Genomic DNA, 23,199 nt, shown 5'->3' with positions numbered 1-23,199 from the left:
CGGGGCGGGACACTGCGATGCCGATCACTACACCGAGCGTCCCGTTGGCCGGATGGGCCGCCCGCGTCCCTACCTGCCGGGCGGTGCTGGCAGGGACACGGGGGTTCATGGGCGCCGGGCGGACCTGCCGCCCGGCGCCGTGCATCAGCTCTCCCTGCGCCTGCGCGTGGTGGCGAACGCGAGGCCACCGCCCGCGGAGAGCAGCACCGCGATGAGCACCGCCCCGGAGAGGTCCGTGCCGGTCGTCGGGAGCCCCGGCCGCGGCGGGGTGGTGTGCGTCGTCGTGCACGTGATGCACACGGGCGGCGGCGACCCGTCGCCGGTGACGACGTTGTGCAGCGTCACGCCCCAGGCGCCGCGGTCGACGACGACGCTGAAGGTCAGCGTCTCCGCCTCACCGAGCCGCGGGATGTCCCAGACGATGACGTCCCCGTCCCACTCGACGCTGCCCGTGCTCACCTCGACCGCTCCGACGGTCCGCGCGTTGCCGAGCACCCGGGTGAGGTCGTCGCGCACGACGAGGTCGACGGGGTCGCTCTCGCTCGTGGGCGTCGCGGTGATCGTGTAGGTGATCGTGTCACCCGGTCGCACCGTGCTCCCCGAGGCGGGGTCCGAGGTCTTCAGCAGCGTCCACGCCGGCTCGTCGGGCAGCTCCCCGCCGGGGGGCAGGCAGGCCCGGTCGACGGTCTCCTCACCCTGGACGGTGAGGATCGCGGCGTTGAGGAAGCCCCCGCCCTCGGTGCCGTCCTCGCCGGTGCAGCGCCCGGCCGGGGTCCCGGCGACGCCCTCGGCGACCTCGGCGAGGACGGCGACGACGTAGGTGTGCGTCTCCCCGCCGGCGAGCACCCGGTCGGTGGCCAGGATGGTGGTCGGGTCGTCCGGCAGGCCGGTCCACTCGCCCGCCTCGTCCGTGCCCTCGAGCACCCAGTCCGCCTCGAGCGGCGTGATGCCCTCGCCGTACTCCAGGGTGTCGCTCAGGCTGTAGGCGGTGTCGTTCTCCTCGACGTTCTCGACGTCGATCGCGTAGGTCACCAGCCAGGTGCCGTCGTCCTGCAGGTCGGCGGACACCGCCCGCTTGTCGACCGAGACGCCGAGGCAGATCTCGACCGACGTCTGGTCGTCCTGACCGGTCTCCTGGAGCCAGGCGGTGTTGACGTGCTCGACGCACTCGCCCGGCTCCCCCTGGTGCTCGAGGGTGTAGGTGAAGAGGGTCGGCGTCCCCTCCTCGTTCCACTCCGCGGTACCCAGCACGACCGGGTTCGCGGGGTCGGTCTTGTCGTCGACGACGGTGACCGTCCGGTTCACCAGCTCCGGGTTCCAGTCCTCTGCCGTGATCTCCGCGGTGCCCGTGGCGCTGTTCGTGGGCGTCGGGAGCGTGTCCGGCCAGACCGCCGTGGCGGTGTTCGTGCCCGAGTAGCTGGGCTGCGTGACGAAGGTGCAGGTGTAGCTGAGGTCGAGGGAGCTGTTCCGGGCGACGAGCGCCCCGTTCGCGTCCGCGACCGTGCACACCGCTCCACCACCGACGTCGACGGTGTCGGTGACCTCAGCGGTGATGTCGAGCCACTGGTTGGGGTTGGTGAGCGTGATCGTGCCCTGCATCGCCCACTCCCCGTCCGTGCGGCCCGCCGGGGTCGCGGTGACGGCGTAGTCGACGAGCGCGATCCCGGTCACCGGGTCGGGCGTCACGGTGGTCGCGTCGACGTCCTTGGCGAGCTCCCACAGGTGGGTGCGGGCGAAGGAGTGGATGACGTTCTTCTCGACCGTGAGGTCGAGGCCGGCGCACAGGGTGACGTCCTCGGTGCTCTCCTCGGCCACCGCGAGCGGGCCCACCAGCGCCCCGACGCTGTTGGTCACCGTCGCCGTGTTGGGGAACTCCACGCACTCACCGGGCGTGCTCGGCCAGGTGAGCTCGTAGGTGAGCACGCGCTCACCGTCGACGGCGTCGAGCTCGTTGCCGCCGGGGAGGGTGGACAGGTCGAGCTCGGAGTCGGTGACCGTGACGAACCGGTCGGTCTCGGCGACGTCCGCGTCCGCGAAGTCGAACGCCGCGGTCCCCGTGGCCGTGCCGCTCGAGCCCGGGTAGGCGGCGGCGTCCCACGTGGCGGTGACGGTGTTCGTGCCCGTCGTCGTGGCCGTCGCGCTCGTGAACGAGCACGAGTAGGGCAGCGTCACCGAGCCGTCCGGCGGGACGGTGACGTCCGTACCGCCCGTGACGGTGCACTGCGCGCCGGCCGGGGTGCTCACCGCGTCGACGACGTCGACCCCGGTGACGGCGATGTCGTTCGGGTTCGTCACCGTGATCTCCCCGCCGAGCGTGAAGCCGCTGTCGGTGGGGCCGCTCGGGGTGACCGTGACGTCGTAGGTGAAGGTGCCGTCCTCGCCGGCGGGGACCTCGAGGCGGTCCTCGCGGGCGAGCTTCTCGATCTCCCAGTCCCAGTCCCGGTCGAGGGCGGGCGTCACCGTCTTCGTGACGACGAGGTCCTCGTAGTCCGGCGGGACCTCCGCGTTGCGGACGGTACAGCTCACCACCGCCAGCTGGGCGACGTCGACTGTGAACCCGAGGGCGCCCGTGTTCGTCACCGCGACCGAGTCACCACTCACGGTGTCGACACAGACGGCGTTCGCGCCGCCCACCTGCTCCAGCTCGTACCCCGTCTGCTGGGTCTCGTTGACGGTGACGGAGCGGGCGGTGGTGCCGGTCTCGTAGGAGACCGCGAAGTTCACGGCGCTCGTGCTGTCGGTGGTCGCGGACGCCGGGGTGACGAGCGCCGTCGGGGTGCTGAAGGTCCAGCCGGCCCCGCCGGGCTGGAGCTCGCCCTCGGTGTCCCGGACCTCCTTGACGACGGTGAGCGTGCCTGCGCACTCCGCGCTCGCGATCTCCTGGAGCACGCTGCCCAGCTGGTCGAAGTCGGTGCGGTAGAAGTCCTCACCCTCGACGGGCCCGGAGACCAGCGGGATCCGGATATCGGCGCCGGGCGCCTGGTCGGCCCCGATGCCCACGACGATCACCTCCGCACCGGACGCCTTGACGGCGTTGGCGGAGAGGATGGCCTCGTTGACCTCGGCGATGGTGGAGGCGTTGCCGGGACCCTGGCGGTCGCGGTGGAAGGTGGGCTCACCGTCGGTGAGGAACAGGACGACGTCGTAGTCGTCCGTGGACTCGGCGACCTGGTGGAAGCCGCGGTCCCAGTTCGTGCCGCCACCGCCGGAGGGCGGCTGCGCGAAGCCGTTGATCCGGTTGTTGATGACGTTCGCGCCCGCCGCCGTGGCGACGCTGGTGAGGGGAACCCCGCCGTTCGTCGCGCCCTGGGCGGGGGCGAGCGAGGCGAAGGTGTACAGCGCCACCCGGGAGGGGGTGCCGGTGAGGGCGTCGATGAAGCCGGTCGCGGCGGCCTTGTACTGGTTGAGCAGCGCGTTGTTCTCGGTCACCGAGTTCGACAGGTCGACGACCATCGCGAGGTCGAGGCCGCACTGGGGCGCCACCCGGTTGTTGGGCCGCACGCTCGCGACGGTGGGCTCGGTGACGGTGCTGTTGAACGCCAGCGGGAGCTCCACCGTCCGCTGGGCGACGGGGTCGCTGGCAGAGATGAGACCGCTGGCGAAGATGTACTCCTGGCCGGCGTCGGGCCCCCAGCGCTCCGGGGCGACCCACCCGGCGGGCGCTGCGGTCTGCGCGGCGTAGAAGACGTCGCCGCCGTTGATCGCGCCGACGAGGTCGACGAACAGCCCGCACTCGCCGGTCGCGTCGGTGGTGCAGGTGCCGACGGACACGCCGGTCGGCGTGCCGCCGGGGCCCGGGAGCGCGGTCACCCGGTAGATCTCGAAGGTGACGTCTGCCAGGGGGGTGGCTGAGGAGCTCGTGGGTCCGGACCCGGTCCGGTCCCCGCCCGCGCGCACGATGATCTTGGCCTGGTTCGCACCGGGGTCACCGGGAGGGACCTCCAGCGGCACGACGGTGTCGCGAGGGACGGGACCCGAGCTCAGCCGGGCGACGGGCACGGAGGTCGCCGTGTCCTGGACCTCCGGGGCGTCGGTCTCCTCGACGGTCGACTCCTCGGCGGGCGGCTCCTCGACGACCGGGGCACCGGTCGTCTCCTCGGTGGCAGGGGCATCGGCCGTCTCCGCGGGCGTCGCGGCCGGCTCGGTGGGGGTGGGCGCCGGCTCGGCGGGGGCCGTCGCGACGACCTCGGGAACGTCGCCCGCCGTGGCCTCCTCGGTGAGCGCGAGGGAGGCGCTGCCCGTGAGCACGAGCGCGAGGCTGCTCAGCCCGACCAGCGTTCCGCGAACCCGGTGGTGCCATGTGCGGGGGAGTCTGTACGGACGGGCGTGAGTAGGCATGGCGCGCTCCTTGTGATCGATGGGGCGCTGCCAGCCCACCACCGGGCTCTCCGGTGCGCCGCCGGGGGCGCGGGGGATCACCGGTTGACGTCGACACCTGCCGGGGTGAGCCGACGTCACCCTCCACGGGCGGTTCTGCCCGACCTGCCGGGCGACATCCCCGACACCCGGCCTCCGGCCGCCGCGGGTGGCGTCCCGAAGCGGTTCCACGGCCGCGCCCGGTCCAACACAATGGCGACCATGACGTCACTGCCCCGGGTGTCGGTGATCGTCCCTGTCCGGGACGACCCCCGGCTGTCGGCCTGCCTGGCGGCCCTCGCCCGCCAGACCTACCCGGCTGAGCTCGTCGAGGTCGTCGTCGTCGACAACGGCAGCAAGGACGGGCAGGCACTCGCGGCCGCGAGCGCCCAGCCCGGTGTCCGGTACCTCGCCGAGCCGTCGGGGGGCTCGTACACGGCGCGCAACGCGGCCGTGCTCGCGAGCGCCGGCGAGGTCCTCGCGTTCACCGACGCCGACTGCCTGCCCGAGCCGACGTGGCTGGAACGCGCTGTGGACGAGCTGCGCGAGGGCGCCGACATCGTCGCCGGCCACGTCGCGGTGTACGCCCGCGACCCGGCCCGCCCGCACCCCGTCGAGGCCTACGAGCTCGTCCACGCCTTCCCGCAGGAGACCTACGTGGCCCGGGGCGGCGCCGCGGTGACGGCGAACATGTGCACGACGAGAACCGCGTTCGACCGCGCGGGACCGTTCCGTGACGCACTGCGCTCCGGCGCGGACATCGAGTGGGCGCAGCGCGCCAACCACCTCGGCCTACGCACGGTCTACGGGGCCCGCGCCGTCGTCCACCACCCCGCCCGCGAGTCCTACGCCGCCCTGCGCACGAAGCTGCGCCGCGTCATGGTCGGCCGCCACGAGCGTGACGTCCTCGACGGGCGCACGGGGCCGGCCCCGTGGCCGCCGCTGCGGTCACTGGTGCCCCCGCTGGGCTCGGCACGGCGCGGCATGCGGGACGAGCGGCTGACCACGCCGCGAGCGCGGGCCGCGCTCCTCGTCGGGGAGTTCTACCACCGGTACGTCGCGGCGTGGGTGGCCACCGACCTGGCTTTGCGGGACCGGTTCGGACGCACGAGGCGGTGACGGCGGAGCCCACAGGAGCCGGGCGACCTAGACCGAGGCGTACTCCGTGTAGACGTCGAGGAGCCGCCGGCCCGCCGCCCTCCAGGTCACGCCCGGGGCGGTGCTAAGGGCACTGTCCCTCAGCCGCCGCAGCCTCGCCGGGTCGGCTGCCAGCTCGGTGAGGTGCTCACGAAGCCGGACCGCGTCACCGGCGGGGTGGACCAGGGCGTTGTCGTCGTGCCGACAGAGGTCGGTGCACGCGTCGGACACCAGCGGGACGCTGCCGGCGGCCATCGCCTCGACGCAGACCAGTCCGAAGCCCTCCTCGAAGCTGGGGAGGAGCATGACGTCCGACCGTCGCATGAGGTCGGGGATGTCCTCCCTGTGTCCGAGCACGTGGACGCTCGGATGGGCCAGCTGCGTGCGGAGCAGCGCCTCGTACTCGGGCACGATCGTCCCGGCCACGAGGAGCTCGCCCGTCTCCGCGAGGGGCGAGGACAGCCACGCCTCGAGCGCGACGTGCAGCCCCTTGCGCACCGCGGCGTGCCCCACGAAGAGTGCGGTGAACGGGCGGCCCGGCTCGCGCGCCTCCAGTGCACCGAAACGCTCGAGGTCGACGCCGTAGGTGTGCCGGACGAGCTTGTCCGCCGGTGTCCCCTGGTCCAGGAAGCTGCGGACGACGAAGTCGGAGGGGCACAGCAGCCTGTCGGCGAGGCGGAACTCGGCCTCCTCGATGCGAAGGACGTGAGGGTCGTACGCGTGCTCCGACCCTGGGGGAAGCACGACACCGAGACGGGCACTCTCCCGGGCGACGACGTCGTAGGCGAAACGGGTGTGCGCGTTCGGGCGTTCGAGGAAGGTGGGAATGCCGAGCTCCCGTGCGACCCGCAGGGTGTGGCGGGCTCCCCGCGGCCAGAGGTGGAGCACGTCGACGCGATCGGCGAGTCGCGGCAGCTGCCGGGCGACGATCCTGTCGTGCAGCTCGCAGGCACGGGTGACCCCGACCAGCCGCAGCGGCAACCGAGCGGGCCCCACGCTGAGGGTGGTGCGGACCTCGACCTCGGGCGGGACAGGACGTGCGACCGAGCCGGCCAGGACCGTCACCGACGCACCGGCCGCGTGCAGACCGAGCACCTGCTGCCAGGCCGTGTAGCAGATACGTCCGGCGCCCAGTCGCTGGGGAAAGCTGTACAGGACCCGCATCGGCCCGCTCCTGCTCACCTGTTCTCCTCCGACAGCACCGGGCGCCCGATCCGGGACTTCTGCCATCCCGCGCGAGCCCGCGAGCGAACCCCGGCGGTCAGCGGCATGGTCACGAACTCTCCCTGCTGGTTCGAGATCGGCCGCCACGGACGGACGTCCTCGAGCCGCCAGAGCGCTCCGGCAGCGCCCACGAACACCATGGTCGTCCCGGCGAAGGTGGCGAACCCGAAGGAGTCGAACGTGGCACTCGCGAGGAGCCCTGCCGGGAACGCTGCCGCCAGGGCCTGGCCCAGGTGCCGGCTCTCCTCGCCCGCGGCCCGCAGGCGCACGCTCCTCGCCATGGCGTAGGGCACGGCGAACAGGGCGACGAGCGCGACCAGCCCGAGGATGCCGCCTCCGACGAGCGTCCCGTAGATCTGGTTGTCGAGCAGGATGTACCGCTCGGGCAGGAGGGTCCCGGGCCCGCGGCCGAGCCAGGGGCGCTGGGCGAACATCTGCTGGACGAACGCCTGGTCCGCGATGCGGTTCTGCACGCTCGGGTCGTTGTCCATGTTCGTGAACAACGAGCGGATCGTCCCGAGCACCCCGCGGTTGACGAAGTGGAACACGACGAGCCCGACCAGCCCGACCGCGAACACGTTGTAGCGCCGCCGCCACGGCCACACGACGGCGAGGCACCCCATGGAGACGGCGACCGTGAGGATCGCCGAGCGCGAGATCGACAGCGGGATGGCGGAGGCGATGAGTGCGACCGACAGCCATCGGACCCATCGGCGTCCGGGCGGGGCGAAGAAGGCGTAGTGCAGGGCGATCGGCAGCACGAGGGCGAGCACCACCCCGAACTCGATGTAGTGGTTGGCCGTTCCCGCCACCCTGGCGAAGTCCCCGTCCCCGCGCGCCCCCACCCCGATGAGCTCACGGTTCGCGCGCAGGCCGGGGATGCGGATGTACCGGGTGAGGTCGACGATGCGGAGGAACTGCAACGTGCCGACGAACGCCATGACGGCGGCGAGCGCGACCACGGTGCGGAGCAGGATGTCGAGGTGGCGCCGCGTCGCGAGCCCGTCGGTGACGGCAAGCGCCACACCGACCATCGCGACGTTGTAGATGAGCCAGCGGTCCGCGCTGCTCGCCTCGATCTGCGGCAGGAGCCGGTCGTACCCGACGGCGTAGCCGACGAGCTGCACGGCGAGGTAGCCGCCGAGCAGCCACCGGACCGGCTGACGTCCTGCGGGCAGGCGTCCCGGCCGGCGGGCGGAGACGACCCAGAGGAAGGCGAGCAGGATGCCGACGGCCACCGAGGGGCGTCCGACCGACCCGAGCCCGCCGATGACGAGCCGCGCCGGGATGAGGAACTGGAGGCAGAGGAAGACGACGAGGAGGACGAGGGTGGGAGGGCGCCACCGCCGCAGGAGTGCGGGTTCCCACGGACGGCCGGCACCCGGGCGGCGCAGGAGGACGGGCTCGAAGTCGAGGTCCGTCGTCCCGCTACGGCGCGCCGTCCGCGGCGACGTGCGACCGTCGGTGCTCACGCGCGGGCGTGGTCGCGGGCACTCGACCGGGGCGGACGCTCCGGGTCACGGGACCTCGTCCCGTCGGTCGACGGCGCGCCCTCCGCGGCGACCGTCGGAGCCGCCCCGGCAGGGTCGGCGCGACGGCGCGCCCGGCGCCGCCGGAACAGGCCGACGATGTCGTCGAAGAGCACCGCGACGAGGAGCGCGAGGCTGGCCCCGAGCAGACCGGTCACGGCCTGCACCTGCGTCTTCCCGTCGTACACGACGCCGGCGAGCGCCGGCTCGGCGAGGATGTCGAGGCCGTACTGCGCCGAGCTCGGGATGCCCGCCCCGCCCTGGCGCTCCGCGAGCTCCTGCCCGGCCAGCTCCAGGACGTGACGGGCGGTCTCCACGGCCTGGTCGGCGTCACCCCCACGCACGGCCACGTTCAAGATCGTGCTGCGGCTCCGTCCGGCGACCTCGTAGGCCGGTAGCAGACCCGCTGCCTGCACTCCCGCCCTGGACTCCGTGCTGTTGAGGACGATCGCCACGGCGGCGCTCGCCTGCTGCTCCCCGCCGTAGGGGTTGGGGACGGGCGACGGGGTCCGGCCGGGGGTGATGAGCGCGGTGCCGGAGACCTCGTACTCCGGCTGCACGCCCTGGCCGACGACGAACACGGCTCCCGCGGTGAGCGCGAGCAGCGGGAGGAAGATGTACCAGCGGCGCAGGGTCGCCACGGTGATGCGCCAGACGTCCACGGGTGCCTCCGTCGTGAGCCGGTGTGATGTGCGTCTTGTTCACCCGGGCCTCAGGGCCGGTAGGCCCCCGCCCGGGACGTGCACCGCCCGTGTCGCCGCGAGGCGGCGGGTCCCACAAAAGCGATGGCGGGTGGGGAGCGAGTCCCCACCCGCCACGTCGCGGTCGAGCCATGACGACGACCGACCGATCACAGAGCAGTCGCGTCCCGGCCCGTGGGCGACCCCCGACCCGTCGCCGGCCGGGCGGTGCCGACGACGGGCCGAGAGCTTCGGGCACCACTCACGTGGACCCGGGCACTAGCAGAACACCCCTCCCGCGGCACGTTCTGCCCCTCGGCGGATGACGGCAAGGTGACTCATCCACCGGGCGAGGTGAGAGCCGGGGTGAGCCCACGAACGGCCTGGTCGGGGGCCACCCCGAGGGCTCACCCCCGGGACCCGGATCATCCCCTGACCGTCACCCGGCGGTCATCCTTACGACCCCGAATCGCCCGTGCCAGATTGGAACGCGTCGTTCAGCGGTACCGACGGAGGACCAGCCGATCGGCACAGGCCACGACGCGCGACGGAGGTGAGCTCCACAAGTGACGACCCCTCCACGCCCCACGCGGCACACCGTCCTCGCCCGAGGGCGGCTGCCGCTGGTGGCTCCGTCACCGGCTCCCCCGGTGCTATCCCGCAGGCGGCTCTCATGACCCTTCACACGGACCGGTTCCGCGACGCCGACCAGGTCGACCCCTCCTCACGCCCGTTCCTCCGCGGCCGTCCCGCCCGGCGCACGACGCCCTGGCACACCGCCGTCTCCCGCTACCTGGTCGCCCTCGTGGTCACCGACCTCGCGGTCACCACCACCGTCGTCGGCCTCGTGACGGGCCGGGCGCGCGCTCCGGAGGCCTCCCTCGCCCTGGCGGTCCTCGCCGGCCTCGGGTTCGTCCTCACCATGGCGCTGTGCCAGGGCTACCGCCCCGCGGGCGCCGCGACCGGCGGCAACGAGCCCCGCAGCCTCATGCGGGTGACCGGCGTGCTCGCGGTCACCTCGCTGGCCGTCCACTACGCCGGGATCGCACAGGTTCCGCGCCGGCTCTTCTTCGAGGCCCTCGCGGCAACCGTCCTCGCGGCCGCCCTCGTCCGGCTGGTCGCTCGTCTGCTCACCCGCCAGGTCCGGGCCCGCGGTGTCTTCCTCCGGCGCACGCTCCTCGTCGGGCCCGAGACCGAGCTCACCCACCTCTTCGACGTGCTCGAGGAGGCCGAGTCCCGTGCGCTCGTCGTCGTCGGGGTGTGCACGCCGACGACGACCGCGGACGCCGGCAGTCGCAGCCCGGTGCTCGGTGGGTACGCCGACGTCCCCGACCTCGTCCGCGACCTGCACATCGACGCCGTCCTCGTCTCGGCAGGGGCGATGGACGCCGCGGACCTGCGCCGGCTCGGCTGGCGGCTGGGCCTCCTGTCCACCGACCTGCTCGTCCTGCCCTCGATCACCGAGGTGGCCCCGCGCCGCCTCCACGTCGAGTCGCTCGGCGGCACGCCGCTGCTGGGCGTGTCCCTCGTGCCGCCCCGGCCCAGCCGCCTGTCCAAGCTCGTGTTCGACAAGGTGGTCGGAACCGCCCTGCTGCTCCTCGCCACCCCGGTCATCCTCCCGGCCGCGCTCGCCGTGCGGCTCACCTCCCCGGGGCCGGCCTTCTTCGCCCAGACCCGGGTCGGCCTGGACGGCGTCCCGTTCACCATGCTCAAGCTGCGCTCGATGTACGTCGACGCCGAGGCGAGGCTCGAGGCGCTGCGTGACCGCAACGAGGGCAACGGCATGCTCTTCAAGCTCCGTGACGACCCGCGGGTCACCCGGATCGGGGGCGTCCTGCGGCGGCTCTCGATCGACGAGCTGCCGCAGCTGTGGAACGTCGTCAGGGGCGACATGTCCCTCGTGGGACCACGGCCCGCCCTGCCGTCGGAGGTCGCCCAGTTCGACGGCGACGTGCTCCAGCGACTGCGCGTCAAGCCCGGGCTCACCGGCCTGTGGCAGGTCAGCGGCAGGTCCAACCTCTCGGTCGAGCAGTCGGTGCGCCTGGACCTGCGCTACACGGACAACTGGTCGGTGCGCATGGACGTCGCGATCCTCTGGCGCACCGCCCACGCGGTGCTGAGCGGGAACGGCGCGTACTGATCACGTCAGGACGAAGGTGTGACATGAGCGGCACGGGGGCGATCATCATTCCGGCACACGACGAGGAGCACGTCCTCGGGCGGCTCCTCGCCGCGCTCCCGGCCGACGGCGCGACGGAGGTCGTCGTGGTCGCCAACGGGTGCACGGACCGCACGGCCGACGTCGCGCGCGGCTACGCGGGTGTCCGGGTGGTCGACACCCCGGTCCCGTCGAAGGTCCAGGCGCTCGCCCTGGGGGACTCCCTCACCTCACGCTTCCCGCGGTTCTACGTCGACGGGGACGTCGTGGTCACGACCGAGGACCTGCGCGCGCTCGCCGCCGCCCTCGACGAGCCCGGGGTCCACGCCGCAGGACCGACGCGTGAGCTCGTCATGGAGGGGGTGAGCCGGACGGTCCGCGCCTACTACGCCGTCTGGCAGAGGCTCCCGGGCGTGCGCGCCGAGCTCTACGGGCGCGGCGTCATCGCCGTCGACGAGGAGGGCCACAGCCGGCTCGCGGGGTGGCGCGAGGCGATGTCCGACGACCTCGTCGCGGCGATGTCCTTCGCACCCCACGAGGTCAGGGTCGTGCCCACCGCCCGGGTCCTCATCCAGCCGCCACGGCGCTACGGCGACCTTCTCCGGCGGCGGGTGCGGGCGATGACCGGGAACCACCGGCTCGCCCGCGACTCCTCGGCTCCCGTCGTCCGCGGCTCCGGGGCCGGCCTCGGCACGCTGCTGGCCCTCGCCCGTGCTGAACCGCGCCTGGCACCGGGTGTGGCCGTCTTCCTCGGCACCGCCGCGATCGCGCGCCTCAGGGCCCGCTGGGCGATCTCCCGCGGCAGCACCGTGTGGCTGCGGGACGAGAGCAGCCGCACCCCCTCCCCTCCTCCCACCCTCCCCCGCGCCACCTCCCCCGCGGTCCACGTCCCTCCGGAGCACTGACATCATGGCTCGACCCCAGGCCCGCCGCTGGGCCCTCCTCACCGCCCTCACCGTGCTGCTCTCCCTCGTCGCTGCCGGGTCCGCCCCGGCCGCCACCGGCGACGAGACCATCTCCTTCAGCCTCGACCGCAAGCGCAGCTCCCCCGGCCCCCTCGACGGCGCCGACGTCCAGGGCGTCATCCACCCCTTCCTCACCGGCGACGCCGGCGTCAGCGCCGTGAGCTGGTGGCTGGACGACCCACAGATGACAGGGGCCCCGGTCCGCACCGACACCGCCGCCCCGTTCGACTACTCGCCGGGCTCGGTCGCCCACTCCTCGGCCCCCTTCGACACGGCGACGCTGCCCGACGGCGAGCACACGATCACGGCCCGCGTGACGACGAGCACCGGGCCCGCGACCCTGCAGGCGGTGTTCGTCACCGACAACGACGTCGCCGCCCTGCTCACCACCTCGCGCTCCACCGTCGCCCTCACCGCCACCGAGGGTGGTGCCGCACCGGGCGCGACCGTCGACGTCGGCACGTCCGACGGCGTGGCGCGCACGTTCTCGGCCACCTCGTCATCGGGCTGGCTGACGGTCACTCCGAGCGGCGCGACCTCCCCCGCCCAGCTCACCCTCACGGCAGCGGCCGGACTCCCCGTCGGCACCCACCAGGCCGAGGTCGTGCTCCAGTCGCCCGGCCTGCCCAGCGCCACGGTCGCTGTCACGTTCACCGTGTCCGCGGCGCCGCTGGAGGGCTTCACGGTCGTCCACAGCCTCAGCTCCAAGCGCACGAGCCCGCGACCGCTCGACGGCGCCGAGATCTCCGGGGCGGTGTACCCCCTCCTCGCCCCGACGACCGGGGTCGCGAGCACGGCGTGGTGGCTCGACGACCCCGACATGGGTGGCACTCCCGTGCGGACCGACTCCGCCGCTCCGTTCGACTTCGGGTCGGGCTCCGTCGCCCACCGCGCCGAGCCCCTGGACACGACGATGCTCCCCGACGGGGAGCACGTCATCACGGTGCGGGTGACGACCACCGACGGCGCCGAGCACGTCGCCTCGGCGCACTTCGTCACCGCCAACGGCACGAACGCGCTCACCTGGGAACCGGCACGGCTCGTCGTGGAGGCCGCGGAGGACGACGGTGCCGTCACCCGCTCGGTGCCGCTCACCTCGACCACGCCGGGCACGACGGTGACGCTGACGAGCGACGCCCCGTGGCTCTCCGTGGCCACGACCACGGTCACGACACCTGCGGACGTCACGGTGAGTGTCGATCCGAGCGGCCTGCCGGGCGGCACCCACACCGGCCGCCTCACGGCCACCGCGGGCGGAGCGGTGACGGGCGTGCTCACCGTGTCGCTCGTCGTCGACGCCGAGCCGGGGCTCGTCGTCGACCCGGGCGCCATCACGCTCGAGGCACCGGCCGGCGGCGACCCCGTCACCGGGCCGCTCCTCGTGAGCGCGAGCGACGGCAGCGCCGTCCCCTTCGAGGTGTCCACCTCCTCCCCCTGGCTCGTGGTCGACCCGCCGACGAGCACCACCCCGGCCCAGCTCGCCGTCCGGGCGACGCCCGGCAGCCTGCCGCCGGGCGAGCACAGCACCGAGGTGACCCTGACGTCACCCGACCTGCCCGACGTCGTCGTCCCCGTGACGTTCACCGTGCGCGACACCGCCCCCTTCCAGGTGGTCACCGGCGCCGACGCCAAGCGCCGCTCCCCCACCCCGCTCGCGGGCCGCACGGTCAGCGGCGGCATGTACGCGTTCCTCGCCCAGACCGACGGCGTCTCCTCAACCACGTGGTGGTTGGACGATCCCGGCATGACGGGCCAGCCGCTGCGCACCGACTCGGCCCCACCGTTCGACTTCGCCCCCGGCTCCGTCGCGCACTCCGCGGCACCGTTCGACACCGCGCAGGTACCCGACGGGCAGCACACGATCACCGTGGCGGTACTGGGCTCGGACGGCGCCGTGCACGTGACCCACACGGCCTTCACGACGGTCAACGACACGAACTCACTGGCCTTCGATCCCGGGACGCTGCGCGTCGAGGTCCCCCAGGGCGAGACGCCGACCACCCGTCAAGCCACCGTGAGCGCGACGAGCCCCGGCACCGCCGTGTCCCTGGAGTCGACGGCCCCGTGGCTCCAGGTCACCCCGGCCACCGCCACCGCCCCGGCGGCCGTCGACGTCACCGTCGACCCCTCCGGGCTGACGGCAGGGGTGTGGCACGGTCACGTCGTGGCCACCGCCCCCGGCGCGTTCTCGGCCGTCCTCCCTGTGGAGCTCGTCGTCGGTGACCCCGGCGGCTGCGAGCCCGTCTCGTGCGAGCTCATCAAGGTCGGAACGCCCTACAACCTCGGCTTCCGCTACGGGAGCGGCGGGATCATCGACTCCTCCGGCGTCGGTACCGGGTTCACCATGCTCCTGGCCCGCCCCGACGGCACCGAGTACAGGCCCGACCACCTCGACGTCGACCTCGGCGACGGCACCCTGGACATCACCGGCACCGCCGGCTCGGTCAAGGAGAACACGCTCGACAACGCCCTGGGCGTCGGGTTCGACGGCCCGACCACGACCACCGTCCTCACCGCGACGATCGCCGAGCTCCCCGCCGCGACCGGCAAGTTCGAGCAGGCGGGGATCTGGTTCGGTTACGACCAGGACCACGTCGACCGGGTCGCACTCGTCAATGCCCCGCTCGGCTGGCGGGTGGAGCACGTCCTCGAGGTCGGTGGCGTCGAGGTCGCCCGGCGCAACTCCGCCTACCTCACCATTCCCGCCGGCACCCCCGTCGAGCTGTCCATCCGGGTGGACCCGGTGACCCGCCAGGCGACGGGCTACTACCGGGTGGGCGACGGCGGCCGGTCCGCCATGCGCTCGTTCGACGTCCCCGGGGAGTTCTTCAGCTTCGACGCCGCCGGCATCGACCCCCTCATCGGCACCCGGAGCTTCGGCGGACTGTTCGCCAGCCGGCGGACCGCCACGCAGGACACCGAGTTCGGCTTCTCGCAGTTCTCGGTGACGGGCGAGCACGACCCGTCGGACGTCGCGGACTACCCCTTCGACCGCTACTCGGTGCCCGTGCCGTTCCCGACGTCCATGGCGTTCGCACCGGACGGCAGGCTCTACGTCCAGTCCATGTTCGGCAGGATCTACGTCCTGTCCTTCGCCCCGGACGGCACCGTCTCCGACACGCAGGTGGTCTCCACGCTCGGCAGCCGCCTGGCCCTCGGGCTCACGGTCGACCCTGCCTCCACCCCGCAGGACGTCATCGTCTGGGCCGGCCACTCCTCCCCGTCCGCGGACGAGGGCGAGGCCGACTCCGGCGTCGTCTCGCGCCTCTCCGGCCCGGGCCTCGGCCAGCGCACGGACGTCATCGCCGGCCTGCCGAGATCAGTGGCCAACCACGGCACCAACGCCCTGCACTTCGGCAGCGACGGGCGGCTCTACATCGCGCAGGGCGGGAACACCGGCGCCGGCGCCCCGAACCTCGCCAACACCGAGTTCGGCGACCGCGGCGAGCAGCCGCTCTCCGCCGCCCTGCTGGTCGCCGACGTCAAGGCGCCCGGGTTCGACGGCGCGTGCGCGCACCCGACGGACATCTACCTCTCGGGCGACTGTGACGTCGAGGTCTTCGCGTCGGGCCTGCGCAACACCTACGACTTCGTCGAGCACTCCAACGGCAACATGTACGGGCCGGACAACGGGCTCGGCGTCGTGGGGAGCTACCCGCCCTCCGCCCAGGCACCCTGCTTCGGTATGGGCGACACCCGCGCGTGGACGCAAGGAGGCAACAACCCCGGCAACCAGCACGACTCGCTCAACCTCCTCGAGGAGGGGCGCTACTACGGCTCTCCCAACCCCACGCGAGGTGAGTGCGTGTTCAAGGACGGCAGCTACCAGAGCGTCGCGCCCCTGCCGAACTACACCCCGCCGATCGCCGACCTCGGCTCGAACCGCTCCGCGAACGGCATCATCGAGTTCAACGGCGACGCCTTCTGCGGCGCGCTCGACCACGACCTGCTCATCACCAACTACTCCGTCGGCGACGACATCACGGCGGTGCGGCTGTCCCCCGACGGCCGCTCGGTCGAGCGGGCGCGCAGCCTCGTCGGCGGGTTCACCGACCCGCTCCCCATCACCCAGGCCCCGGACGGGCGTATCGTCGTCGGCGAGTTCGCCGGGTCCGGGGGCAAGATCACCTTCCTGTCCCCCCGGGACATCGGCTGCTGGAGCACCGCCGCGCCGCTGCCCGTGGAGGTGCTGGACGCCGGCGGAGTCGCGATCGGGGACGCCATGTACGTGGTCGGCGGCAAGGGACCTGACGGGCACTCCAACCGTGTCTACCGCTACGACGCCGGCCCCGGGACGTGGACACGGGTGGCGGACCGTCCCGGACCGGCGGTCGAGAACCCCGCGGTCACGACGGCGGACGGCAAGCTCCTCGTCCTCGGCGGGTCCACCGCACCGTTCTCCGGCGCCGTCTCCGCCGCCTGGTCCTACGACCCCGCGAGCAACAGCTGGCAGGCCCTGCCCGCGCTGCCCACGGCCCGCGGCGGTGCCACGGCCCAGGTGGTCGGTGGCCAGGTCTACGTCGCCGGTGGCATGACGAGCAACGGCGCGTCCACCGCCGTCGTCGAGCGACTCACCCTGGCGACCGGCACCTGGCAGACAGCGCCGGCCCTGTCCGTGGCCCGGGACAACCCCGGCTCCGCCGTCGTCGGCGACACCCTGTACGTCTTCGGCGGCCGTACACGTCTCGCGAACGGGCAGTCCCCCTCACCCACCCTCGGGTCCGTCGAGGCTCTCACCCCCTCAGCGGGGGCGTGGACGCCACGGGCCTCGATGCCGACCGCCCGGCGGACCATGGCCACCGGAGTCATCGACGGCCGGATCGTCGCCGCAGGCGGCGAGGCCCGTCCCGACGGGCTGCCCTTCGACGCGACGGAGGTCTACGACCCCGTCGCCGACGAGTGGACCGCCCTGCGGCGGATGCCCACGGCCCGACACGGCGCAGCGGCTGCCGTGATCGACGGCCGCCTCCACGTCGTGGGCGGCGGCACGTCCACCGGTGCGAGCGCGTCCTCCGTGCACGAGGTCATGACGATGCCCGATGAGTGAGCCGGTGCCCGTCTCCCCGACGGACCAGGACGTGGGCGCCCACTCACCGGCTCACCCGTTCCCCCACCAGGCTGGTGGGCGCGCAGCAGTGCCCGCCGTGGGCGGGGCCGGACCGGCGCCAGAGCTTCGACCGCACAGAAGAACTTCCCGACTCACCCCACTCGCTGATGGACGACCTCCGAGGAGCGCCCGCCGACCATGAAGACCAACTCATACGCCCCCATCGAGGCACGCGAGGACGGGATCAGGATCGTCCTCGCGGGCGCCCCTCTCGACAACGACAACCGGGGGGTCGAGGCGTTGGGGACCTCGGTCGCCACGTATCTCGCAGGGGCACCCTCGGTCGAACGGTTGAGCATGCTGGACGGCGGGTGGGGAGTACGGACGACCCCGTTGCCAGACAGCTCCGCGGTCGTCGAGCGCATCGGGGTGCGGAACTCACGGCGCTGGCACCGTCGGGAGAGCTGGACACGCGTACGGATCGACCAGGCGCTGGGTGGGCTCGGCAACCCTCTTGTCGCACGCCTCACACAGGCGGACGCTGTCGTCGACCTCAGCGGTGGCGACAGCTTCACCGACCTTTACGGACCCCAGCGTCTCGACACGGTCTGCGCACCGAAGGAGGCGGCCCTGCGTTCCGGAAGACCGCTGGTGCTCCTCCCCCAGACCTACGGGCCGTTCACCACGACCGATGGCCGACGGCGGGCGGAGCGGCTGGTGCGCTCGGCGACGATCGCTTACGCACGCGACAGCTGGAGCCACGACCGTCTGCTCGAGCTCGCGGGTCCGGACGCCCACAGCAGTCGCTTCCGCGAGGGGGTCGACGTCGCGTTCGGCCTGGCCCCCCAGCGGCCGGACGACGCGATCGCGGCGCACCTCGACGCGCTCGCCGGTGAGGTCGTGGTCGGGGTGAACGCGAGCGGGCTCCTGCGTGAGGTGTCGGCCGGGGAGCGTTTCGGGCTCGCAGGCGACTACATCGGGACCATGACCGACATGGTCAAGGCCCTGGTGGCCGCCGGCGCATACGTCGTGCTGGTCTCCCACGTGCACGGAAAGCACCCTCTCGAGAACGACTCGGCGGCGTTCGACCTCATCGACGACGCCCTGAGCCCCTCGGAGCGCCGGCGCACGTGGCGGCTCGACCCCACACTCCGGGCCGCTCACCTCAAGTGGTGCATCGCGCGGATGGACTGGTTCACCGGTTCGCGCATGCACGCGACGATCGCCGCGCTCAGCTCCGCCGTCCCCGCGTTCGGCTACGCCTACAGCGACAAGGCGCGCGGGGTCTTCGGCACCTGTGGGACCGCGGACCAGGTCGCCGACGCGCGCGACATTGCGGGGGCGGAGGCCGTCGAGCAGGCGATGGCGTCCTTCTCCGCCCGCGATGAGGTCCGCCGTCGTCTCGAGGACCACGTCCCCGCCGTGGTCGACCGCGCCACCGAGCAGCTCGACGAGGTGCTTGCTGCGGCACAGGCGTGGCGGGCCGAGGGATCCGCGGAGGTGGTGGCGTGATCGGCCGCACGCCCCGCTCGATCCAGGAGGTGGTGGACACGCACCTGTGCACAGGGTGTGGTGCCTGCGCTCACCTCGCGCCTGACGCGCTCGAGATGCGTGAGGTGCCCGGCGTCGGGCGACGTCCGCTCCCGATCGCCTCCGTCAACGGAACCGTGACCGGTGATGCGCTCGCCGCCTGCCCCGGCCGCGCCCTCGCCCACGATCCAGGAGCGCTGGACGGCGCCCCACTGCGCGGGGAGTGGGGTCCGGTCCTCGCGCTCTACGAGTGCTGGTCCACCGACCCGGACGTCCGGCACCGCGGCTCCTCGGGCGGCGTGACGACGGCCCTCGCGGCCCACGCCGTGACGTCCGGGCGCGCGACCGGCGCCCTGCAGGTGCAGGCCGACCCCGGCGACCCGTTGCGCAACGTCACCGTCCGGAACACGACCTACGCGACAATCACGGCGGCCACCGGCTCGCGGTACTCCCCGGCCAGCCCGTGCGAACGGCTGGACCTCGTGGAGCAGGCAGAGGGCCGGACCGTCTTCGTCGGAAAGCCGTGCGACGTCGCCGCCACCCGTCGCGCCGCCGAGCTCCGGCCGGTGCTCGACAGCAAGCTCGACGTCACGATCGCGATCTTCTGTGCCGGAACGCCGTCGACAGCCGCGACGGAGAAGCTCGTCCGCCGGCTCGGCACGGACCCCGCCGACGTCGTCTCCGTCGACTACCGCGGCGAGGGCTGGCCGGGGCTCTTCCGGGTCCGCGGGACCGACGGGGAGGTGAGGAGCATGTCGTACGCCGAGTCGTGGGGCGGCACCCTCACCAAGCACCGGCAGTGGCGCTGCCTCGTCTGCCCGGACCACACAGGAGAGTTCGCCGACCTCTCCGTGGGGGACCCGTGGTACCGGGAGATCGGAGCCGACGAGCCGGGGCGCTCCCTCGTCGTCGTGCGCACGGAGGCCGGCCGGGCGGCGCTGATGTCGGCCCTCGCGGACGGCGCCCTCGCCGGCGAACCGCTCCCCCTCGACCGCCTTCCGCAGTCGCAGCCCGGCCTCGCGGCCACCCGCGGCGCGGTCTGGGGCCGCGTGCTCACCATGGCCCTCATGGGCCTGAAGGTGCCGCGCTACCGCCACATGCCCGCCTTCCGGCTGTGGTGGGACCTCCCCCTGCGCGGCAAGGTCACGTCCGTCGGGGGAACCTACCGGCGCGCCCGCGAGCGCGGCCTGCGGCGCCCGGAGGTGGCGGCGCGATGAGCCACCGAGCCGACATCCTCATGATCACCTACCGCAGCGCCGGCTACCTCCACCTCAGCCTCCCGCGCCTCCTGGAGACGCTCGGGGAGCGCGACCGCGTCTGGCTGTGGCACAACGGCGACGACGAGGCCACCCTCGAGGCGCTGCGCCCCTTCCGCAGCGACCCCCGGGTCCACCGGTACCACCACAGCAGGGAGAACGTCCGGCTCCGCGAACCGACCAACTGGCTGTGGCAGGAGTCGACCGCGCGGTTCGTCTCCAAGGTCGATGACGACTGCCGCGTCGCCCCCGGCTGGCTCGACACGTTCACCGCGGCCCACGACGCGAACCCCGAGCTGGGCGTGGTCGGGAGCTGGCGCCATCCCGACTCCGACTACCTCCCCGAGCTTGCCCAGCGCAAGACCGTCACCCTGGCCGGCGGCCACCGGCTCATGCGCAACCTCTGGGTCCAGGGCAGCGGCTACCTCATGCCTCGCGCCCTCGCGGTCCAGCACGGTGGGATCCGGGAGGGCGAGGCCTTCACGAGCTTCTGCATCCGTCTCGCCCAGGCGGGCGCACTGAACGGCTTCTACTACCCGTTCGTGCCTGAGGACCACATGGACGACCCTCGCTCGCCGCACACCCTCATCCGGACCGACGCCGACTTGCGTGACCGGATGCCGCTCTCCGCGGCGGCGAACGGCGTCGAGACCGTCGCCGACTGGACCGCCCAGCTCGAGCGCAGCGCACGCGTCCTGCAAGCGGCTTCGCTCGACCCGCGCGCCTACGTGGGGTGGCGCCGTAAGGTCAGCTCCGCTCGCAAGAGGGTCGCGCGCCTGGCCGGGAGGCCCGCGAAGTGGTGACGGCGGTCGCGGCCCCCACGCCGGCAGCGGCGGAGGCCGATCCGGACGTTCTCGTCGCCGTGGTGACCTACAACAGCGCACCGCTGATCGAGGGGTTCCTGCGCGCCCTGCCGGCGGCCCTCGCCGGCGCGGGCACCGCGAGGGTCGTCGTCGTGGACAACGGCTCACGGGACGGCACACCGGACCTCGTCCGCACCGTGGCTCCGTGGGCGGTGGTCCTCGAGGTGGGCGCCAACCGCGGGTACGCGGCCGGGATCAACTTGGCGCTGAGCTGTTCGTCGGCACGTCGCGGCTCCTACGTGCTCAACCCGGACGCGATCCCCTCGCCGGGCAGCGTGGACCGCCTCGCGCGCGCGGTCGAGACGGACACCGGGCTGGGGATCGCGGTCCCTAGGATCGTCGACGAGCAAGGTCGGTTGAAGCTCTCGCTGCGGCGTGAGCCGACGCTCTGGCGAGCGCTGGGAGAGGCCACACTCGGGGGCCGGCGCGCGTCACGCGTGCCTCTGCTCGGTGAGGTCGTCGGCGACGTGGACAGGTACGTCGACGGCGCGACCGCGGACTGGGCCACCGGCGCCGCCATGTTCATCGCGCCCCGGACGGTCGAACGAGTCGGCCCGTGGTCGGAGGACTTCTTCCTCTACTCCGAGGAGACCGACTTCGCCCTGCGTACGCGCGATGCCGGCCTGCGCCTCGCGCTCGTCGCCGACGCGAGCGTCATGCACCCCGGGGGTGAGCTCGGCACGTCGCCGTGGCTGTGGAGCCTCGCGGCCGTGAACCGGACGCGCCTGTATCGCCGACGCCATCGGGCGCTGCCGAGCGCGGCCTACTGGTCCGCCGTGCTCCTCAACGAGGTGCTCCGGGTCCGCCGCGGTCCTCAGCACCGCGAGGCCGTCCGGGCGCTGCTCCGCGGTGTGCGCTTCCCGGTGGACACCGCCCCGGGTCCCGTGCAGACGGGGGGAGCGCGGGCGACGCGCTGACGCGTCAGGGCACTCCCGAGCAGGTCCTTCCGGGGGCTCAGCTCGCAGGTGCGCCCAGCTTCTGCTTGGCCCCGCGACCGCTCCGGACGGTCCTGACGAGCACGGCGAGCTCGCGGCGAGCGCCGCGCCACAGCGCCATGCACGAACCCCACACGACCAGCGCACTGGCGCCGACGACGAGCAGGACGACCGCCGACCCGAGGTCCTGCGGCAGGACCGACCGGACCGTCACGGAGACGCCGAGCACGAGCAGCGCGATCACCGCGGGACGGGTCATGGCCACGAACGGGTCACGGAGCGCGACCGAGGTGTGCCTGCAGGCGAGCACGAAGCCCGGGACGAGCAGGACGACCTGGCTCACGGCGTACGACGCCGCCACGCCGTCGACGCCCCAGCGCACCCCCACGAGGAAGCCCGCCACCGTCACCGCCCCGCTGAGCACGGCCCAGCCCGCGTAGGGCCTGCCCCGACCCGTGCTCGTGTAGATCCAGCCCGTCGTCGTCGAGACGAGCTGGACGAATCCCGCGACGGCGAGCAGCTGGAAGATCCCCGCCGCGGCCAGCCACTGGTCGCCCAGGACGACGTCGACGATCTCCCTCGCACCGACGGCGAGGACGACCACGAGGGGCATGCCCGCGTGGCACAAGCCGCTGATGGCCGCACGGTAGGCGCGACGGTAGCGCTCGGGCTCCTCCTGGAGGCTCGCGAGTGTGGGGACCATGACGGACTGGATCGGTGTCTTGATCCGGCGCAACGGCAGCATGAGCAGGCTGTACGCGCGCGTGTAGAGACCCAGCACGCCCGCGTCGAGGAACCGACCGATGACGACGTTGTCGGCCTCCCGGGACACGGTGTGGAAGAGGTTGGCGATCGACACGTGCGCGCCGAACCTCAGCAGCGGCAGTGCCTCGGCGAGCTGACGCGGTCGCGAGGGACGCCACGGCACGGCCCACCAGTTGAGGACCGTGCTGAACAGCAGGGCGCTGACGTTCTGCACCACGAGCGACCACACACCCATCCCCAGGAGCGCCGCGACGATCGCCGCGACGCTGCCGAGGAGCCCGGCCAGGACGTCCCTCATGGAGATCCGCCGGAACTGCATGGCGCGGTTGAGCAGCGCGCCGTGCTGGACGGACAGGCCGGACACGACGAACCCGGCACCGAGCGCGATGCAGATCGGCACGAGAGCCGGCTCGTCGTAGAACGACGCCAGCGGCACGCCGCCCACCGCGACCAGCGCAGCGAGGACCAGACCGGCAACCGCGTTCACCCAGAACAGCGCGTTCACCTGGCTCCAGGTGAGGTCGGCGCGTTGGACGACGGCCTGGCTGAGGCCGAGCTGCCTGAACTGGGTCACGATGACGCTCAGGGTCAGCGCCATCGCCATGAGCCCGAAGTCAGCGGGGGTGAGGAGCCTGGCGAGCACCATCGTGGTCCCGATCTGGACCAGGGCGGACAGCCAGCTCCCGAGCAGCGTCCAGCTCACTCCCCGAGCGACCGAGCGCCCGAGCTGCCCGTCCGCGACGGACCGCGCGAG

At 73.1% G+C, this 23,199-nt stretch carries 13 protein-coding genes; 8 read left to right on the top strand and 5 right to left on the bottom strand.

Annotated features, from left to right (window positions below):
- Window positions 1-144: 144 nt before the first annotated feature.
- A complete protein-coding gene (locus FHE66_RS11910) occupies window positions 145-4,248 on the bottom strand; it encodes a vWA domain-containing protein (protein WP_139073180.1) in 4,104 nt (1,367 codons plus the stop codon).
- Window positions 4,249-4,578: 330 nt separating this feature from the next.
- Between FHE66_RS11910 and FHE66_RS11905 the strand changes: the two genes are divergently transcribed.
- Window positions 4,579-5,475 (top strand): glycosyltransferase family 2 protein, encoded by an 897-nt coding sequence (locus tag FHE66_RS11905; protein WP_168202738.1) that lies wholly within the window; start codon window positions 4,579-4,581, stop codon window positions 5,473-5,475.
- A 27-nt stretch (window positions 5,476-5,502) separates the two neighbouring features.
- Here FHE66_RS11905 and FHE66_RS11900 read toward each other — a convergent pair whose 3' ends face one another.
- Genes FHE66_RS11900 through FHE66_RS11890 form a run of 3 tightly spaced genes read right to left on the bottom strand, consistent with a single transcriptional unit; the run spans window position 5,503 to window position 8,908 of the window.
- Window positions 5,503-6,675: a glycosyltransferase family 4 protein gene (locus FHE66_RS11900; protein WP_218013710.1), complete on the bottom strand. Its 1,173-nt coding sequence runs from the start codon at window positions 6,673-6,675 to the stop codon at window positions 5,503-5,505.
- Entirely contained in the window at window positions 6,672-8,189 is a 1,518-nt protein-coding gene (locus FHE66_RS11895) for an O-antigen ligase (RefSeq protein WP_176554758.1), read from the bottom strand. Before FHE66_RS11895 ends, FHE66_RS11900 begins: the two co-directional genes overlap by 4 nt.
- Entirely contained in the window at window positions 8,186-8,908 is a 723-nt protein-coding gene (locus FHE66_RS11890; RefSeq protein WP_139073178.1) for a hypothetical protein, read from the bottom strand. The genes FHE66_RS11895 and FHE66_RS11890 overlap by 4 nt, the downstream gene beginning before the upstream one ends.
- 691 nt (window positions 8,909-9,599) lie before the next feature.
- Between FHE66_RS11890 and FHE66_RS11885 the strand changes: the two genes are divergently transcribed.
- The 7 genes from FHE66_RS11885 (at window position 9,600) to FHE66_RS11855 (ending at window position 21,662) form a co-directional block, all read left to right on the top strand.
- Window positions 9,600-11,066 carry a sugar transferase gene (locus tag FHE66_RS11885; protein ID WP_139073177.1) on the top strand — a complete coding sequence of 489 codons (1,467 nt, stop codon included), beginning with the start codon at window positions 9,600-9,602 and terminating at the stop codon, window positions 11,064-11,066.
- Between the two features lie 23 nt (window positions 11,067-11,089).
- Entirely contained in the window at window positions 11,090-11,989 is a 900-nt protein-coding gene (locus FHE66_RS11880) for a glycosyltransferase family 2 protein (RefSeq protein ID WP_139073176.1), read from the top strand.
- A gap of 4 nt (window positions 11,990-11,993) precedes the next feature.
- Window positions 11,994-17,096 (top strand): kelch repeat-containing protein, encoded by a 5,103-nt coding sequence (locus tag FHE66_RS11875; RefSeq protein ID WP_139073175.1) that lies wholly within the window; start codon window positions 11,994-11,996, stop codon window positions 17,094-17,096.
- Between the two features lie 198 nt (window positions 17,097-17,294).
- The gene (locus tag FHE66_RS11870; RefSeq protein ID WP_139073174.1) at window positions 17,295-18,608 is read left to right on the top strand and encodes a polysaccharide pyruvyl transferase family protein; all 1,314 of its coding nucleotides are present in this window, start codon (window positions 17,295-17,297) and stop codon (window positions 18,606-18,608) included.
- Window positions 18,609-18,763: 155 nt separating this feature from the next.
- Window positions 18,764-19,843 (top strand): Coenzyme F420 hydrogenase/dehydrogenase, beta subunit C-terminal domain, encoded by a 1,080-nt coding sequence (locus FHE66_RS11865; RefSeq protein ID WP_218013709.1) that lies wholly within the window; start codon window positions 18,764-18,766, stop codon window positions 19,841-19,843.
- Window positions 19,840-20,685 carry a glycosyltransferase gene (locus FHE66_RS11860; RefSeq protein ID WP_139073172.1) on the top strand — a complete coding sequence of 282 codons (846 nt, stop codon included), beginning with the start codon at window positions 19,840-19,842 and terminating at the stop codon, window positions 20,683-20,685. Before FHE66_RS11865 ends, FHE66_RS11860 begins: the two co-directional genes overlap by 4 nt.
- Window positions 20,679-21,662, top strand: a complete 984-nt coding sequence (locus tag FHE66_RS11855; RefSeq protein ID WP_139073171.1) for a glycosyltransferase — start codon at window positions 20,679-20,681, stop codon at window positions 21,660-21,662. The genes FHE66_RS11860 and FHE66_RS11855 overlap by 7 nt, the downstream gene beginning before the upstream one ends.
- A gap of 37 nt (window positions 21,663-21,699) precedes the next feature.
- On the opposite strand, the gene FHE66_RS11850 is transcribed toward FHE66_RS11855, so the two are convergent.
- Window positions 21,700-23,199, bottom strand: a 1,500-nt coding sequence (locus FHE66_RS11850; RefSeq protein ID WP_139073170.1) for a lipopolysaccharide biosynthesis protein, incomplete at its 5' end; no start/stop codon positions are given.

The sequence above is a fragment of the Georgenia sp. 311 genome, from assembly GCF_006151955.1.
Classification (GTDB): domain Bacteria; phylum Actinomycetota; class Actinomycetes; order Actinomycetales; family Actinomycetaceae; genus Oceanitalea; species Oceanitalea wutianyii.
The sequence above is the reverse complement of the archived record's forward strand: the minus strand, read 5'-3'. Positions and strand labels throughout refer to the sequence as shown.